Origin of the sequence: Streptomyces sp. NPDC096323, from assembly GCF_040302845.1 — a bacterium.
Classification (GTDB): Bacteria; Actinomycetota; Actinomycetes; order Streptomycetales; family Streptomycetaceae; genus Streptomyces.
Window position 1 is genome coordinate 436,745 of the sequence record NZ_JBEOSI010000005.1, and the last position, 16,656, is coordinate 453,400.

A 16,656-nucleotide genomic window follows, 5' to 3' on the forward strand; every position below is an offset into this window, starting at 1 on the left:
TTACAGCTTCATCAGGCTGGCGTCGTCGACCGAGGCCGAGTGGCGGGAACGGAACAGCGACACGATGATCGCGAGCCCGACCACGACCTCCGCGGCGGCGACGACCATCGTGAAGAACGCGATGATCTGGCCGTCGAGATTGCCGTGCATCCGGGAGAAGGTGACGAACGCGAGGTTGCAGGCGTTGAGCATCAGCTCCACGCACATGAACACCACGATCGCGTTCCGCCTGATCAGGACCCCGGCCGCGCCGATGGTGAACAGCAGAGCGGCGAGATAGAGGTAGTTGACCGGATTCACTTGGCGACCTCCTCTTCTTCTGCGGTGTCCCGGCCGAGCCGCTCACCGGAGCGCTGCTCCAGTGCCTTGAGGTCGGCCAGCGACTCGTTGGACACATCGCGCATCTGGCCGCGCTTGCGCAGCGTCTGCATGACGGTGAGTTCGGACGGTGTGCCGTCCGGGAGGAGTCCGGCGATGTCCACGGCGTTGTGCCGGGCGTAGACACCGGGTGCGGGCAGCGGCGGCAGGTGGTTGCCGCGCACGCGCTCCTGGGACATCTCCCGCTGGTTCTTCGCCCGTTCGGTGCGCTCGCGGTGCGTGAGCACCATCGCGCCGACCGTGGCGGTGATCAGCAGCGCACCGGTGATCTCGAAGGCGAAGACGTACTTGGTGAAGATGAGGCTGGCGAGCCCCTCCACGTTTCCGCCGTGCGCGGCGTTGGCGGCGCCGAGCCCGTTGAAGCTGTTCAGCGAGGCGTTGCCGATGCCGGCGATCAGGAGGACGCCGAAGCCGAGCCCGCATCCGGCGGCCAGCCAGCGCTGGCCCTTGAGGGTCTCCTTCAGCGAGTCCGCCGCGGTGACGCCGACGAGCATGACCACGAAGAGGAACAGCATCATGATCGCGCCGGTGTAGACGACGACCTGGACGATGCCGAGGAAGTAGGCGCCGTTGGCGAGGTAGAACACCGCCAGGATGATCATGGTCCCGGCGAGGCTCAGCGCGCTGTGCACCGCCCGCTTCATCAGTACGGTGGACAGGGCGCCGATCACGGCGACCGTGCCGAGCACCCAGAACTGGAAGGCCTCGCCGGTCGACGTCTGGGAGGCCGCTGCGGCCAGGCCGGTCATGCGTCCACCTCCTGCGTGGCGCCGTTGCTCTCGCTGTCGTCCGGCTTCTCGCCCTTGGAGACGGCGACCTGGCGTTCCGTACCGGGGGCGGCCTCGGTCACCAGGCCCCGGTAGTAGTCCTGTTCGTCCGTGCCGGGGAAGATCGCGTGGGGGCTGTCGACCATGCCTTCCTCCAGGCCCGCGAGCAGCTCGTCCTTGGTGTAGATGAGGCTCTCGCGGGTGGTGTTGGCGAGCTCGAACTCGTTGGTCATCGTCAGCGCCCGGGTCGGGCAGGCCTCGATGCACAGTCCGCACAGGATGCAGCGCGCGTAGTTGATCTGGTAGACGCGGCCGTAGCGCTCCCCCGGGGAGTAGCGCTCCTCGTCGGTGTTGTCCGCGCCCTCGACGTAGATCGCGTCCGCCGGGCAGGCCCAGGCGCACAGCTCGCAGCCGATGCACTTCTCCAGCCCGTCCGGGTGGCGGTTGAGCTGGTGCCGGCCGTGGAAGCGCGGCGCCGTCACCTTCGGCGTCTCCGGATACTGCTCCGTCAGCCGCTTCTTGAACATGGCCTTGAAGGTCACGCCGAACCCGGCCACCGGATTCTGGAACTTGTCCTCCGACGAATCCGAGGACCGCGAAGATTCCGAAGATCCCGAGGACCGGGAAGCCTTCGTGGACTTGGCCGGCCTCTTGGACCCCGGCGACTCGGGCAGTTCAGACACCGCCGGCCTCCTTTCCGTCACTCGGATTTTCGTCACTCTGAGTATCCATGCCGCCACTGACAACGAGCTCCCGCTCGCGGCGCGGCCTGCGCCTCGGCACGGGCGGCAGGGTCTGTCCGGGCAGCGGCGGCACCGGGAATCCGCCCGCCATCGGGTCGAACGCCGGCTCCGGACCCGCGTCCTCCACGGCCGCCCGGCCCTTCTTGTCGCGGAAGATGTCGACCACGAAGGAGATCAGCAGGACCGCGATCACGGCCCCGGCCACGTAGAGCAGGATCCTCGAGAAGTCGTAGCCCTCGTTGCGCAGGGCCCGCACGGTCGCGACCATCATCAGCCAGACGACGGAGACCGGGATCAGGACCTTCCAGCCGAGTTTCATCAGCTGGTCGTAGCGGACGCGGGGCAGCGTGCCGCGCAGCCAGATGAAGAAGAACAGCAGCAGCTGGACCTTGATGACGAACCAGAGCATGGGCCACCAGCCGTGGTTCGCGCCCTCCCAGAAGGTGCTGACCGGCCACGGGGCCCGCCAGCCGCCCAGGAACAGGGTCACGGAGACCGCGGAGACGGTGACCATGTTGACGTACTCGGCGAGCATGAACATCGCGAACTTGATCGACGAGTACTCGGTGTTGAAGCCGCCGACGAGGTCGCCCTCGGACTCCGGCATGTCGAACGGGGCGCGGTTGGTCTCACCGACCATCGTGATGATGTAGATGATGAAGGAGACCGGCAGCAGGATGATGAACCAGCGGTCCTCCTGCGCCTCCACGATCTTCGAGGTCGACATCGACCCGGAGTAGAGGAAGACCGAGGCGAACGCGGCGCCCATCGCGATCTCGTAGGAGATCATCTGCGCGCACGAGCGGAGCCCGCCGAGCAGCGGGTACGTCGATCCGGAGGACCAGCCCGCCAGCACGATGCCGTAGATCCCGACCGAGGCGACCGCGAGGATGTACAGCATCGCGATCGGCAGGTCGGTGAGCTGCATCGCCGTACGGTGCCCGAAGATCGAGACCTCGTTGCCGGACGGCCCGAACGGGATGACCGCGATCGCCATGAACGCGGGGATCGCCGCGATGATCGGGGCCAGGACGTAGACGACCTTGTCCGCCCGCTTGACGATGACGTCTTCCTTCAGCATCAGCTTGATGCCGTCGGCGAGCGACTGGAGCATGCCCCAGGGACCGTGCCGGTTCGGGCCGATGCGCAACTGCATCCAGGCGACGACCTTGCGCTCCCACACGATGGAGAAGAGCACGGTCACCATCAGGAACGCGAAGCAGAAGACCGCCTTGATGACGACGAGCCACCACGGGTCGGTGCCGAACATCGACAGGTCCTCGGCGGCGAGCACGACGCCGTGCGGGCCCGCGGCCAGTTGAGCGAAGGCACTCACGCCCCCACCTCCGGTGTGACGTCGGAAATGCCGGGTGCGGCGGCACCGATCCGGACGAGGCCGCCCGGCTGGACGCCCGTGCCGGCCGGGACTCCGCGCCCGACGGAGTTCAGCGGCACCCAGACCACCCGGTCCGGCATGTCGGTGACCTGGAGCGGCAGTCGCACGGAGCCCGCCGGGCCGGAGACGGCCAGCAGATCGCCGTCCTTGACGCCGGTCTCGGCCGCGGTGACGGCGGAGAGCCGGGCGACCGCGGCGTGCCGCGTCCCGGCCAGCGCCGTATCGCCCTCCTGCAGCCGGCCCAGGTCGAGCAGCATCCGGTGGCCCGCGAGGACCGCCTCGCCGTCGCCGGGCCGGGGCAGCGGCTGGGAGGAGGCCCGCGGGTCCTCCGCGTGCGTGCCCTGCCACCCGCCGAGCCGGTCCAGTTCGCGGCGTACGGACTTCAGGTCCGGCAGCGCGAAGTGGACGCCCAACGCGTCGGCCAGCATGTGCAGCACCCGCGCATCACCCGGGGCCGGGGTCCGCGTCATCTGCTCGGGCTTCAGCGCGGCCTCGAACATCCTCGCCCTGCCCTCCCAGTTGAGGAAGGTGCCCGACTTCTCGGCGACCGCGGCCACCGGGAACACCACGTCGGCGCGGTCGGTGACCTCACTGGGGCGAAGCTCCAGCGAGACCAGGAATCCGACCTGGTCCAGGGCCTCCAGGGCCCGGGCCGGATCGGGCAGGTCGTCGGCCTCGACCCCGGCGACGAGCAGCGCGCCCAGTTCGCCGGAGGCCGCGGCCTCGACGATCTGGCCGGTGTCGCGGCCGAAGCGGGAAGGGAGTTCGGCGACGCCCCAGGCGGACGCCACCTCGTCCCGGGCCCGCGGGTCGGTGGCCGGGCGGCCGCCGGGCAGCAGCGACGGGAGCGCGCCCGCCTCCACCGCGCCGCGCTCGCCGGCCCGGCGCGGAATCCACACCAGGGTGGCCCCGGTCGCGGTCGCCGCCCGTACCGCGGCGGTCAGCCCGCCCGGCACACCGGCCAGCCGCTCACCCACCACGATCAGGGCGCCGTCGCCGCGCAGCGCCTCGGCCGCGGCGGCTCCGTCACCGTCGAGGCCGACACCGCCCGCGATCGCGTCCAGCCACTCGGTCTCGGTGCCGGGGGCGGCGGGCAGCAGCGTGCCGCCCGCCTTCGTGAGGCCGCGCGTCGCGTGCGAGGCGACGGCGAAGGTGCGCTGTCCGTGCTTGCGGTGGGCCTTGCGCAGCCGCAGGAAGACGCCGGGCGCCTCCTCCTCGGACTCGAACCCGGCCAGCAGCACGGCCGGGGCCTTCTCCAGCGAGGTGTACGTGACACCGCCGCCGTCCAGGTCCCGGCCGCGCCCGGCGACGCGCGAGGCCAGGAAGTCTGCCTCCTCGCCGCTGTGCACCCGGGCCCGGAAGTCGATGTCGTTGGTGTCCAGGGCGACCCGGGCGAACTTGCTGTACGCGTACGCGTCCTCGACGGTCAGCCGGCCGCCCGTGAGGACGCCGGTCCTGCCGCGTGCGGCGGAGAGTCCGGCGGCCGCGGCGGCCAGCGCCTCGGGCCAGCTCGCCGGTTCCAGCTCGCCGGCCTCGTTACGGACCAGCGGAGTGGTGAGCCGGTCGCGCTGCTGGGCGTAGCGGAAGCCGAAGCGGCCCTTGTCGCAGAGCCACTCCTCGTTGACCTCCGGGTCGTTGGAGGCGAGACGCCGCATGACCTTGCCGCGCCGGTGGTCGGTGCGGGTGGCGCAGCCGCCGGCGCAGTGCTCGCACACCGAGGGGGACGACACCAGGTCGAAGGGGCGGGAGCGGAACCGGTACGCCGCCGAGGTCAGTGCCCCGACCGGGCAGATCTGGATGGTGTTGCCGGAGAAGTACGACTGGAACGGGTCGCCCTCGCCGATGCCGACCTGCTGGAGCGCACCGCGCTCGATCAGCTCGATCATCGGGTCGCCCGCCACCTGGTTGGAGAACCGGGTGCAGCGCGCGCAGAGCACACACCGCTCACGGTCCAGCAGCACCTGGGTGGAGATCGGGACGGGCTTCTCGTACGTCCGCTTCTTCCCGTCGAAGCGGGAGGTCGCGTCTCCGTGCGACATCGCCTGGTTCTGCAGCGGACACTCGCCGCCCTTGTCGCAGACCGGACAGTCCAGCGGGTGGTTGATGAGCAGCAGCTCCATCACGCCGCGCTGCGCCTTGTCGGCGACCGGCGAGGTGATCTGCGACTTGACGACCATGCCGTCGGTGCAGGTGATGGTGCAGGACGCCATCGGCTTGCGCTGGCCCTCGACCTCGACGATGCACTGGCGGCAGGCGCCGGCCGGGTCGAGGAGCGGGTGGTCGCAGAAGCGCGGGATCTCGATGCCGAGGAGTTCGGCGGCCCGGATGACCAGGGTGCCCTTGGGCACGCTGATCTCGATGCCGTCGATGGTCAGCGTGACCAGGTCCTCGGGCGGGAGCGCCGCCTCGCCGCCCCCGGAGGGCGCACTCGTGGTGACTGTCATGCGTTCACCCCCTGGGGTGCGTTCTTGTCGTCGGCCCAGACGGTCGACCTGGCGGGATCGAAGGGGCAGCCCTTGCCGGTGATGTGCTGCTCGTACTCCTCGCGGAAGTACTTCAGCGAGGAGAAGATCGGCGAGGCGGCGCCGTCGCCGAGGGCGCAGAAGGACTTGCCGTTGATGTTGTCGGCGATGTCGTTCAGCTTGTCGATGTCGGCCATCTGTCCCTTGCCCGCTTCGATGTCGCGGAGCAGCTGGACGAGCCAGTACGTGCCCTCACGGCATGGCGTGCACTTGCCGCAGGACTCGTGGGCGTAGAACTCGGTCCAGCGGGTGACGGCCCGCACGACGCAGGTGGTCTCGTCGAAGCACTGGAGCGCCTTGGTGCCGAGCATGGATCCGGCGGCGCCGACGCCCTCGTAGTCGAGGGGCACGTCGAGGTGCTCCTCGGTGAACATGGGGGTGGAGGAGCCGCCCGGGGTCCAGAACTTCAGCCGGTGGCCGGGGCGCATGCCGCCGCTCATGTCGAGGAGCTGGCGCAGCGTGATGCCGAGCGGGGCCTCGTACTGGCCGGGTCCTGAGACGTGTCCGCTGAGCGAGTACAGCGTGAAGCCCGGGGACTTCTCGCTGCCCATGGACTTGAACCAGTCCTTGCCCTTGTTCAGGATCGCGGGAACCGAGGCGATGGACTCGACGTTGTTCACCACAGTGGGGCAGGCGTACAGACCGGCGACCGCGGGGAAGGGCGGGCGCAGCCGGGGCTGGCCGCGGCGCCCTTCGAGCGAGTCGAGGAGTGCCGTCTCCTCACCACAGATGTACGCACCGGCGCCCGCGTGCACGGTGAGTTCCAGATCGAGTCCGGAGCCCATGATGTTCGTACCGAGATAGCCCGCCTCGTACGCCTCGCGTACGGCTTCGTGCAACCGCCGCAGTACGGGGACGACTTCGCCGCGCAGGTAGATGAAGGCGTGCGTGGAGCGGATCGCGTAGCAGGCGATCACGATGCCTTCGATCAAGCTGTGCGGGTTGGCGAACAGGAGCGGGATGTCCTTGCAGGTCCCGGGCTCCGACTCGTCGGCGTTGACCACCAGGTAGTGCGGTTTGCCATCGCCCTGCGGGATGAACTGCCATTTCATCCCGGTGGGGAAGCCGGCGCCGCCGCGGCCGCGCAGACCGGAGTCCTTGACGTACGCGATGAGGTCGTCCGGGGACATGGCCAGCGCCTTGCGCAGCCCCTCGTACCCCTCGTGGCGGCGGTAGGTCTCCAGGGTCCAGGATTCCGGCTCGTCCCAGAAGGCGGACAGGACCGGGGCGAGAAGCTTCTCGGGACTGGTCCCGTTCTTGTCGATTTCGGCGGCCAACGTCATCACTCCCCCTCCTCGGCGACGGGACCGGCCGGGTGGGCCGGGTCGGAGGCCGAGGTCTGCTGTGGCGCGTCATGGGAGCTGAGGTGTTCGGCGCCCTTCTGCGGTTCGTCGCGCGGTGCCTGGCCGCGTGGGCCCACCACGCGGGGCTGGGGGCCGGCCTCGCCCTTGGCCAGCTTCAGGCCGATGAGCGAGGCGTGTCCCGCTCCGCCGGAGGCGGCGACGGCGCCGGGGCGCTCGTCGGGGAAGCCGGCCAGGATGCGGGCGGTCTCCTTGTACGAGCAGAGCGGCGCGCCGCGGGTCGGCTCGACGGTGCGGCCGGCGATCAGGTCGTCGACGAGCCGCGTCGCGCTCTCGGGCGTCTGGTTGTCGAAGAACTCCCAGTTGACCATCACGACGGGCGCGAAGTCGCAGGCCGCGTTGCACTCGATGTGCTCGAGGGTGACCTTGCCGTCCTCGGTCGTCTCGTCGTTGCCGACGCCGAGGTGGTCCTTGAGCCGGTCGAAGATCGCGTCGCCGCCCATCACCGCGCAGAGCGTGTTGGTGCAGACGCCGACCTGGTAGTCGCCGCTGGGCTTCCGCCGGTACATCGTGTAGAAGGTGGCGACCGCGGTGACCTCGGCGGTGGTGAGGCCGAGCACGTCGGCGCAGAACGCCATGCCCGTACGCGAGACGTACCCCTCCTGCGACTGCACGAGGTGCAGCAGCGGCAGCAGCGCGGAGCGGCTGTCGGGGTAGCGGGCGATCACCTCCTTCGCATCCGCTTCGAGCCTGGCGCGCACATCGGCCGGGTAGGCGGGGGCGGGGAGCTGCGGCATCCCCAGACTGACTTCGCTGCGTGCTTCGGTCACCGGTCGACGCCTCCCATCACGGGGTCGATGGATGCGACGGCGACGATGACGTCGGCGACCTGGCCGCCCTCGCACATCGCCGCCATGGCCTGGAGGTTGGTGAAGGACGGGTCGCGGAAGTGGACCCGGTAGGGGCGGGTGCCCCCGTCGGAGACGACGTGCACGCCGAGTTCGCCCTTGGGCGACTCGACGGCGGTGTACGCCTGTCCGGCCGGGACCCGGAAGCCCTCGGTCACCAGCTTGAAGTGGTGGATCAGGGCCTCCATGGAGGTGCCCATGATCTTCTTGATGTGGTCGAGCGAGTTGCCGAGTCCGTCGGGTCCGAGCGCGAGCTGCGCGGGCCAGGCGATCTTCTTGTCGGCGACCATGACCGGGCCCGGTGCGAGCCGGTCGATGCACTGCTCGACGATCCGCAGCGACTGGCGCATCTCTTCCAGGCGGATGAGGAAGCGGCCGTAGGAGTCGCAGCTGTCGGCGGTGGGGACGTCGAACTCGTAGTTCTCGTATCCGCAGTAGGGGTCGGTCTTGCGCAGGTCGTGCGGCAGTCCGGCGGAGCGCAGGATGGGGCCGGTGGCGCCGAGCGCCATGCAGCCGGTGAGGTCGAGGTAGCCGACGTCCTGCATGCGGGCCTTGAAGATGGGGTTGCCGGTGGCGAGCTTGTCGTACTCCGGCAGGTTCTTCTTCATGGTCTTCACGAACTCGCGCAGCTGGTCGACCGCGCCCGGGGGCAGGTCCTGGGCGAGTCCGCCGGGGCGGACGAACGCGTGGTTCATGCGCAGGCCGGTGATCAGCTCGAAGAGGTCGAGAACGAGTTCACGATCGCGGAAGCCGTAGATCATGATCGTCGTGGCGCCGAGCTCCATGCCGCCGGTGGCGATGCACACCAGGTGGGAGGAGATCCGGTTGAGCTCCATCAGGAGCACGCGCAGGACGGTGGCCCGGTCGGGGATCTGGTCCTCGATGCCGAGGAGCTTCTCGACACCCAGGCAGTACGCCGTCTCGTTGAAGAACGGCGTCAGGTAGTCCATGCGCGTGACGAAGGTGGTGCCCTGCGTCCAGTTCCGGAATTCGAGATTCTTCTCGATGCCGGTGTGGAGGTAGCCGATGCCGCAGCGGGCCTCGGTGACGGTCTCGCCGTCGATCTCCAGGATCAGCCGGAGCACTCCGTGCGTGGACGGGTGCTGGGGGCCCATGTTGACGATGATGCGCTCGTCGTCGGACTTGACCGCCGACTCGACGACCTCGTCCCAGTCGCCGCCGGTGACTGTATATACAGTCCCCTCGGTCGTGGCCCTGGGTGTTGCGTGGGGAGTGGTCATCAGGAGTACGACCTCCGCTGGTCCGGAGCCGGGATCTGGGCGCCCTTGTACTCGACGGCGATGCCGCCGAGCGGGTAGTCCTTGCGCTGCGGGAAGCCCTGCCAGTCGTCCGGCATCATGATCCGGGTGAGGGCGGGGTGCCCGTCGAAGACGAGCCCGAAGAAGTCGTACGTCTCGCGCTCGTGCCAGTCGTTGGTCGGGTAGACCGGGACGAGCGAGGGGACGTGCCGGTCGTCGTCCGGCGCGGACACCTCCAGCCGGATGAGCCGGCCGTGGGTGATCGAGCGCAGGTGGTAGACGGCGTGCAGCTCGCGTCCCTTGTCACCGGGGAAGTGGACGCCGCTCACCCCCGTACAGAGTTCGAAGCGCAGGGCCGGGTCGTCGCGCAGGGTCCTGGCGACGGTGGGCAGGTGTTCGCGGGCGATGTGGAAGGTGAGTTCGCCGCGGTCCACGACGGTCTTCTCGATGGCGTTCTCGGGGAGCAGTCCCTGTTCCTCGAGGGCCCCTTCGAGCTCGTCGGCCACCTCGTCGAACCAGCCGCCGTACGGACGCGAGGTGGCGCCGGGCAGGGCGATGGTGCGGACGAGCCCGCCGTAGCCGGAGGTGTCGCCGCCGTTCTCGGCGCCGAACATGCCCTTGCGTACGCCGATGACCTCGCCGTGCTCGTCGCGCGGGGCGGGAACGTTGCCGTTGCCGTTGCCGTTGCCGTTCTCGCTCACCGGAGCAGCCCCTTCATCTCGATGAGGGGCAGTGCCTTCAGCGCCGCTTCCTCCGCCTCGCGGGCGGCCTCCTCGGCGTTGACCCCGAGCTTGGAGCCCTGGATCTTCTGGTGCAGCTTGAGAATCGCGTCCATCAGCATCTCGGGCCGCGGTGGGCAACCCGGCAAATAGATATCAACCGGGACAATATGATCAACACCTTGAACAATGGCGTAATTGTTGAACATTCCGCCGGATGACGCGCAAACCCCCATGGAGATGACCCACTTGGGATTCGGCATCTGGTCGTAGACCTGCCGCAGGACGGGCGCCATCTTCTGACTGACCCGCCCCGCCACGATCATCAGGTCCGCCTGCCGCGGCGATCCGCGGAAGACCTCCATGCCGAACCGGGCCAGGTCGTAGCGCCCGGCCCCGGTCGTCATCATCTCGATGGCGCAGCAGGCGAGGCCGAAGGTGGCCGGGAAGACGGAGGACTTCCGTACCCAGCCGGCGGCCTGCTCGACAGTGGTCAGCACGAAGCCGCTGGGCAGCTTCTCTTCGAGTCCCATATGTGCCCCTCAGCCCCTCAGTCCCATTCCAGGCCGCCGCGACGCCATACATACGCGTAGGCGACGAAGACGGTGAGCACGAAGATCAGCATCTCGACGAGCCCGAAGATCCCGAGGGCGTCGAAGGTGACGGCCCAGGGATAGAGGAAGACGATCTCGATGTCGAAGACGATGAAGAGCATCGCCGTCAGGTAGTACTTGATGGGAAAACGGCCGCCTCCGGCTGGAGTCGGGGTGGGTTCGATACCGCACTCGTACGCTTCGAGCTTCGCCCGGTTGTACCGCTTGGGGCCGATAAGCGTGGCACTGACCACGGAGAAGATCGCAAACCCTGCCCCGAGGGCGCCGAGCACGAGGATGGGCGCGTAGGCATTCACGCTCCTCGCTCCTTCCAGTCGTCCTTGACCGTTGGACCGCATCGGGCGACCTTGCTCGCCACCTCACCAAGATCGTGCACATGTGAGGCAGTTCACAAGCCCGACTGCCCCGCATCCTATGCCTGCCACCCTGTGATCTGTGACACGGGGTGGGACAACGTCTTTGTGATCTCCACCACCTGACGAACGATCATGAAGTCGGATGAGCGGTGATCTTCGTACACGAAGCGGCCGAGTGATCACGAGACGTGACATCTCCTGTCGTTACCGCTGGTCAAGCGGGTGTCGCCCTATCAAGCGGTGGCGCCTCGCGCCAAATTGGCGATGGACGCGAACCGGTGATAAAGGGCCCCGCCCCCTCGGAGCCGGGCCGGGGTCACCCGCGCGGGGGGTCCACGTGGAACGAAGTGGACGCATCGCAACATCGGCCCCCTATCGGGCGAATGGCCCGCCCCGGGCGGCCGGTTCCCCGCCGACGGGGCGCTCCGGGCGCAGGGCCCTCGTATGCCCGTCACCGCGAGACCATGCTGTGACCTGCGTCACTCATCCGGAGTCGCCAGAGAAGCGGGCTTGGCCAACAGTGTGAACGGATGGTAAGTGGCGGGCAATTCGGGCGTATTGCCGATAACCAGTGATCACAGGGGTAATGGAGCATGCCCGGTTTGCCCGTTACGGCGTCAATAAAGGGCCCCAGAAAGCGGATTCACAGATTCCGAACGTAACTGTGTCGCAACACACGTTTCTTGATGGGACCCCTGAGGCCCTGATAGCGCTAGTACCCATGTCCCACACCGCTCTCATACCCAGCCACCGGAAGCCCCGCCGAAACGCCTCGAAGTCGGCGCTGCGGGCCGGAGTTGCCGGTGGCGTCCTCAGCACCATCGCCGTCGCAGGCGCTGCAGGCCCGGCCCAGGCCGAGCCGGTGACCCAGACCATTGAGATGCCCACCATCACCGCCGGGCTCTCCCCCGCCGTCGCGGCGTCCGCCGAGGCCACGCAGCAGGTCGCCCTGGACCTGGAGACGCAGGCCCACGAGGAGGCAGCGGCCACGGCCGCCGCCAAGGACGCCAAGAAGGCCAAGGCCGAGGCGGTCCGCAAGGCCGAGGCCAGGAAGAAGGCCGAAGCCAAGGCGAAGGCCGAGGCCCAGGCCAAGGCGGAGGCCGCCGAGCGCGCCTCCCGCGCCGCCGCGCGCACGACGCTGAGCACCTCCTCCACCGGCTCGTCCTCGTCCGGCTCCACGGCCTCCGAGACGCCCTCGTACACCTCCACCGCCACGGGCTCCGCCGCCGCCGTCGTCGCGTTCGCGCAGGCGCAGATCGGTGACGCGTACGTGTCCGGCGGTACCGGCCCCAACTCCTGGGACTGCTCCGGCCTCGTCCAGGCCGCGTTCCGCTCGGTGGGCGTCGACCTGCCCCGCGTCTCGCAGAGCCAGTCGACCGCGGGCACCCAGGTCTCCCTGAGCAACCTCCAGCCGGGCGACATCCTGTACTGGGGCGGCGCGGGCAGCGCGTACCACGTCGGGATCTACGTGGGCGGCGGCCAGTTCGTCGGGGCGCAGAACTCCTCCACCGGTGTGGTGCAGAAGTCCCTGGACTACGACCCGCCGTCGGGCGCGGTCCGCGTCCTCTGAGCCCACGGATTCACAAGGTTCACGGATTCACAAGCGCCTCAGCGCACATCGAAGGGCCGCAGGTCCCCCGCTCGGGATCCGCGGCCCTTCGGCGTTCCCGGCAGGTTCCCGACACCACCCTCAGCGGCCACGGGTGACGTCGGGAACCTGCCGGACTCCGTACCCGGGGGCTTGTGAACTGGAGCGAACAGCTCCCGCGCCACCGAACACAGGACGGCCCCGCCATGTCCACCACCACCGCCCCCCGCGCCGACGTCGCGTCTCCCACGCCCTTGCGCGGCCGGCTGGCCGTGCTCTCCGTGACGCTGGGCATCTTCGCCGTCGTCACCACCGAGATCCTGCCGATCGGTCTGCTGACGCCGATCGGCGCCGACTTCGCCGTCGCGGACGGCACGGCGGGCCTCATGATGACGATGCCGGGCCTCCTCGCCGCCGTCGCCGCCCCGGTGGTGACCCTGGCGACGGCCCGCGCCGACCGGCGGCTGATGCTCGCCGCCTTCGTCCTGCTCCTCGCGGTGGCCAACTTCCTCACCGCCGCCGCGACCGCCTACTGGGTCGTGCTCGTCGCCCGGGTCCTGGTCGGCATCACCATCGGCGGATTCTGGTCGGTCGGCGCCGGCCTGACCGGCCGGCTGGTCCCCGCCCCGTCCGCCGCACGGGCGACCGCGGTCGTCTTCGCCGCCGTCCCCCTCGGATCCGTGCTCGGTGTCCCCGCCGGAACCCTCATCGGCGATCTGGCGGGCTGGCGAACCGCGTTCGTCACGATGGGGCTGCTGTCCACGGGCGTGCTGGCCCTGCTGCTCCTGACCCTGCCCGCGCTGCCGCCGGAGCGGGCCACCCGCCCCGCCGTGCTCCGCGCCCTGCTGCACCGCCCGGACACCCGGTCCGCCCTGCTGATGACGTTCCTCGTCGTACTGGCACATTTCGGCACGTACACGTACGTGACACCGCTGCTGCGCGAGACCACCCATGCCGGCCCGGGCCTGATCACCGGCTTCCTGCTCGTCTACGGTGCGGCCGGCGTCGCCGGCAACTTCCTCGGGGCCGCCCTGGTGACGCGCCGCCCGCACACCGCCTTCGGGGCCGCCGCCGCCACGATCGCCGCGGCGACGGCGCTCCTGCCCGCCCTCGGCCGGTCCGAAGGGGGCGCGCTCGCACTCCTCGTCCTGTGGGGGCTCGGCTACGGCGCGGTCCCGGTCTGCTCACAGACCTGGTTCGCCCGCGCGGCGCCCCGCGCCCCCGAGGCGGCCTCGGTCCTGTTCACCGCCTCGTTCCAGGCGACGATCGCCGCCGGCGCACTGGCGGGCGGCTACGTCGTCGACCATGCCTCACTCGACACGGTCATGTGGCTCGGAGCCGCGACGGCCGCTCTCGGGGTGCTCGCGGCCCCGGTCCACTTCGTACGGACGAGGGACCGCCCTTAGGCGCGCGGCGCGACCTTCGTCAGGCCGTTGATGATGCGGTCCATCGCGTCACCGCCCGTCGGGTCGGTGAGGTTGGCGAGCATCTTCAGGGTGAACTTCATCAGCAGCGGGTGCGTGAGACCGCGCTGGGCGGCGATCTTCATGACCCTCGGGTTGCCGATCAGCTTCACGAAGGCGCGGCCCATCGTGTAGTAACCGCCGTAGGTCTCCTTGAGCACCTTCGGGTAGTTGTTCAGCGCCAGTTCGCGCTGGGCCGGGGTCGCTCGGGCGTGCGCCTGGACGATGACGTCCGCGGCGATCTGGCCCGACTCCATGGCGTACGCGATGCCTTCACCGTTGAACGGGTTGACCATGCCGCCCGCGTCACCGACGAGCAGCAGGCCCTTGGTGTAGTGCGGCTGGCGGTTGAAGGCCATCGGCAGTGCGGCGCCCCGGATCGGCATCGTCATGTTCTCGGGGGTGTAGCCCCAGTCCTCCGGCATGGAGGCGCACCAGGCCTTGAGGACCTCGCGCCAGTCCAGCTCCTTGAAGGCGGAGGAGGAGTTGAGGATGCCGAGGCCGACGTTGGACGTGCCGTCGCCCATGCCGAAGATCCAGCCGTAGCCGGGCAGCAGCCGGTCCTCGGTCCCGCGCCGGTCCCAGAGCTCCAGCCAGGACTCCAGGTAGTCGTCGTCGTGGCGGGGCGAGGTGAAGTACGTACGGACCGCGACACCCATCGGGCGGTCCTCGCGGCGGTGCAGGCCCATCGCGACGGAGAGCCGCGTCGAGTTGCCGTCGGCGGCGACGACGAGGGGGGCGTGGAAGGTGACCGGGGTCTTCTCCTCGCCGAGCTTCGCCTCCACGCCGGTGATCCGGCCGGTGCGCTCGTCCTTGATGGGCGCGCCGACGTTGCAGCGCTCGTACAGCCGCGCGCCGGCCTTCTGCGCCTGGCGGGCCAGCTGCTCGTCGAAGTCGTCGCGCTTGCGGACGAGTCCGTAGTCCGGGTACGAGGCGAGGTCCGGCCAGTCCAGCTGGAGCCGGACGCCGCCGCCGATGATGCGCAGGCCCTTGTTGCGCAGCCAGCCGGCCTCTTCGGAGATGTCGATGCCCATGGAGACGAGCTGCTTGGTGGCGCGCGGCGTGAGGCCGTCGCCGCAGACCTTCTCGCGCGGGAAGGCGGTCTTCTCCAGGAGGAGGACGTCGAGTCCGGCCTTGGCGAGGTAGTACGCGGTGGTGGAGCCGGCTGGGCCTGCCCCGACGACGATCACGTCCGCGCTGTGTTCGGACAGGGGCTCGGTCACGGTCGGATCTCCCGAAGACTCGAAATCGCGTGCCGCGCGGCACATGTCCCGTGCAGTCTATGGGGGCCTGCTGATCAACCGTCCGAAGGGCTCCCCGATGTCGCTCGCACCTCCCGCACTCCCCGTCGTGACTCTGCGCGTACCCACCGACGAGGACGCCGTGGCCTGGCACCGCGTCTTCGACGACCCGGAGGTGATGGAGTTCTTCGGCGGTACGTCCGACGAGCTGTCCATGTACGAGGAGTGGACGGCCCGCCAGCGCCGCCACGACGCGGAACTCGGCTACTGCCTGTGGACCGTGCTCGACGGCAACGGCGAGGTGCTCGGCTTCACGGGGGCGCAGCCGTGGCCGCACGACACGTACGGCCCCGTGGGCGAGACCGAGATCGGCTGGCGGCTGGCCCGGCCGGCCTGGGGCCGTGGTTACGCGACCGCGGCCGCGCGCCTCACGCTGGAGCGGCTGCGCGCGGCCGGGGTCGAGCGGGTGGTGGCGACGATCGACGCGCGCAACGAACGGTCGATCGCCGTGGCCGGCCGCCTCGGCATGGAGCGTGCGGAGAGCTTCACGACGCCGCGGGCGGGCCAGGAGGCGTGGTGCTTCCGCCTGGAGCTCGACGGGTGACGCCGCCGGCCGGTCGGGGGTGACGGGTCAACCCGGCTGTTCGGCCCCGGATTCACCGGCCGGGCGCTCCCGCCGAGGCCGTACCCCCGGCCTCAGGCGCGTACGCCCCGGTGCAGCGCGACCACGCCGCCCGTGAGGTTGCGCCAGGCGACCTTCGACCAGCCGGCCCGCTGGAGCCTGGCCGCGAGCCCGGCCTGGTCGGGCCAGGCGCGGATCGACTCGGCGAGGTAGACGTACGCGTCGGGGTTGGACGACACCGCACGCGCGACCGGCGGCAGCGCCCGCATCAGGTACTCGGTGTAGACGGTCCGGAACGGCGCCCAGACCGGCTGGGAGAACTCGCAGATGACGACCCGGCCGCCCGGCTTGGTCACCCGGTAAAGCTCGCGCAGGGCCGCGTCCGTGTCCTGGACGTTGCGCAGCCCGAAGGAGATGGTGACCGCGTCGAACGTCTCGTCCCGGAACGGCAGCTTCGTGGCGTCGCCCGCGGTGAACGGCAGCCAGGAGTTGCGCTTCTTGCCCTCGCGCAGCATGCCGATGGAGAAGTCGCACGGCACGACGTACGCCCCGGTCGCGGCGAACGGCAATGAGGACGTCGCCGTCCCGGCGGCCAGGTCCAGGACCTTCTCCGCGGGCCGGGCGTGCACCGCGGCGGCGACCTCCTTGCGCCACAGCCGTGCCTGGCCGAGCGAGAGCACGTCGTTGGTGAGGTCGTAGTTCGCCGCCACGTCGTCGAACATCGAGGCGACTTCGTGCGGCTGCTTGTCCAGGGAGGCTCGGGTCACCCGCCCATTCAA

The 16,656-nt window shown here is 69.7% G+C and carries 16 protein-coding genes; 3 read left to right on the forward strand and 13 right to left on the reverse strand.

Features of this window, described 5'->3' with window-relative positions; genetic code table 11:
- From nuoK to ABTX18_RS16990, 11 genes are read right to left on the reverse strand one after another with little or no spacing between them, the layout of a single operon-like run.
- Positions 1–300: an NADH-quinone oxidoreductase subunit NuoK gene (gene nuoK, locus ABTX18_RS16940; protein ID WP_018101339.1), complete on the reverse strand. Its 300-nt coding sequence runs from the start codon at positions 298–300 to the stop codon at positions 1–3.
- Positions 297–1,127 carry an NADH-quinone oxidoreductase subunit J gene (locus ABTX18_RS16945; protein WP_352123463.1) on the reverse strand — a complete coding sequence of 277 codons (831 nt, stop codon included), beginning with the start codon at positions 1,125–1,127 and terminating at the stop codon, positions 297–299. The genes nuoK and ABTX18_RS16945 overlap by 4 nt, the downstream gene beginning before the upstream one ends.
- Positions 1,124–1,828, reverse strand: a complete 705-nt coding sequence (gene nuoI, locus ABTX18_RS16950; protein WP_352123464.1) for an NADH-quinone oxidoreductase subunit NuoI — start codon at positions 1,826–1,828, stop codon at positions 1,124–1,126. The genes ABTX18_RS16945 and nuoI overlap by 4 nt, the downstream gene beginning before the upstream one ends.
- Complete coding sequence (nuoH, locus tag ABTX18_RS16955; RefSeq protein WP_352123465.1) at positions 1,821–3,224, reverse strand: NADH-quinone oxidoreductase subunit NuoH; 1,404 nt, start codon at positions 3,222–3,224, stop codon at positions 1,821–1,823. The genes nuoI and nuoH overlap by 8 nt, the downstream gene beginning before the upstream one ends.
- The gene (locus tag ABTX18_RS16960) at positions 3,221–5,728 is read right to left on the reverse strand and encodes an NADH-quinone oxidoreductase subunit G (protein WP_352123466.1); all 2,508 of its coding nucleotides are present in this window, start codon (positions 5,726–5,728) and stop codon (positions 3,221–3,223) included. Before ABTX18_RS16960 ends, nuoH begins: the two co-directional genes overlap by 4 nt.
- Positions 5,725–7,092, reverse strand: a complete 1,368-nt coding sequence (gene nuoF / locus ABTX18_RS16965) for an NADH-quinone oxidoreductase subunit NuoF (RefSeq protein ID WP_352123467.1) — start codon at positions 7,090–7,092, stop codon at positions 5,725–5,727. Before nuoF ends, ABTX18_RS16960 begins: the two co-directional genes overlap by 4 nt.
- Positions 7,089–7,904 carry an NADH-quinone oxidoreductase subunit NuoE gene (gene nuoE / locus ABTX18_RS16970; protein WP_352123612.1) on the reverse strand — a complete coding sequence of 272 codons (816 nt, stop codon included), beginning with the start codon at positions 7,902–7,904 and terminating at the stop codon, positions 7,089–7,091. The genes nuoF and nuoE overlap by 4 nt, the downstream gene beginning before the upstream one ends.
- A 29-nt stretch (positions 7,905–7,933) precedes the next feature.
- A complete protein-coding gene (locus ABTX18_RS16975; RefSeq protein ID WP_352123468.1) occupies positions 7,934–9,256 on the reverse strand; it encodes an NADH-quinone oxidoreductase subunit D in 1,323 nt (440 codons plus the stop codon).
- Positions 9,256–9,975 (reverse strand): NADH-quinone oxidoreductase subunit C, encoded by a 720-nt coding sequence (locus tag ABTX18_RS16980; RefSeq protein ID WP_352123469.1) that lies wholly within the window; start codon positions 9,973–9,975, stop codon positions 9,256–9,258. Before ABTX18_RS16980 ends, ABTX18_RS16975 begins: the two co-directional genes overlap by 1 nt.
- Positions 9,972–10,526 (reverse strand): NuoB/complex I 20 kDa subunit family protein, encoded by a 555-nt coding sequence (locus ABTX18_RS16985; protein WP_111337185.1) that lies wholly within the window; start codon positions 10,524–10,526, stop codon positions 9,972–9,974. Before ABTX18_RS16985 ends, ABTX18_RS16980 begins: the two co-directional genes overlap by 4 nt.
- A gap of 17 nt (positions 10,527–10,543) precedes the next feature.
- A complete protein-coding gene (locus ABTX18_RS16990; RefSeq protein ID WP_136328529.1) occupies positions 10,544–10,903 on the reverse strand; it encodes an NADH-quinone oxidoreductase subunit A in 360 nt (119 codons plus the stop codon).
- A gap of 781 nt (positions 10,904–11,684) precedes the next feature.
- On the opposite strand from ABTX18_RS16990, the gene ABTX18_RS16995 reads away from it, so the two are divergent.
- Together ABTX18_RS16995 and ABTX18_RS17000 are read left to right on the forward strand one after the other, a co-directional pair.
- Complete coding sequence (locus tag ABTX18_RS16995; RefSeq protein ID WP_352123470.1) at positions 11,685–12,533, forward strand: C40 family peptidase; 849 nt, start codon at positions 11,685–11,687, stop codon at positions 12,531–12,533.
- Between the two features lie 224 nt (positions 12,534–12,757).
- Entirely contained in the window at positions 12,758–13,957 is a 1,200-nt protein-coding gene (locus ABTX18_RS17000; RefSeq protein ID WP_352123471.1) for an MFS transporter, read from the forward strand.
- Here the strand turns inward: ABTX18_RS17000 and ABTX18_RS17005 are convergent.
- Positions 13,954–15,237: a geranylgeranyl reductase family protein gene (locus ABTX18_RS17005; RefSeq protein ID WP_352123472.1), complete on the reverse strand. Its 1,284-nt coding sequence runs from the start codon at positions 15,235–15,237 to the stop codon at positions 13,954–13,956. The genes ABTX18_RS17000 and ABTX18_RS17005 overlap by 4 nt on opposite strands.
- 97 nt (positions 15,238–15,334) lie before the next feature.
- Here ABTX18_RS17005 and ABTX18_RS17010 point away from each other — a divergent pair, with 97 nt between their 5' ends.
- Positions 15,335–15,859 (forward strand): GNAT family N-acetyltransferase, encoded by a 525-nt coding sequence (locus tag ABTX18_RS17010; RefSeq protein WP_352123473.1) that lies wholly within the window; start codon positions 15,335–15,337, stop codon positions 15,857–15,859.
- A gap of 92 nt (positions 15,860–15,951) precedes the next feature.
- Here ABTX18_RS17010 and ABTX18_RS17015 read toward each other — a convergent pair whose 3' ends face one another.
- Complete coding sequence (locus ABTX18_RS17015; protein WP_352123474.1) at positions 15,952–16,644, reverse strand: demethylmenaquinone methyltransferase; 693 nt, start codon at positions 16,642–16,644, stop codon at positions 15,952–15,954.
- Positions 16,645–16,656: the final 12 nt, after the last annotated feature.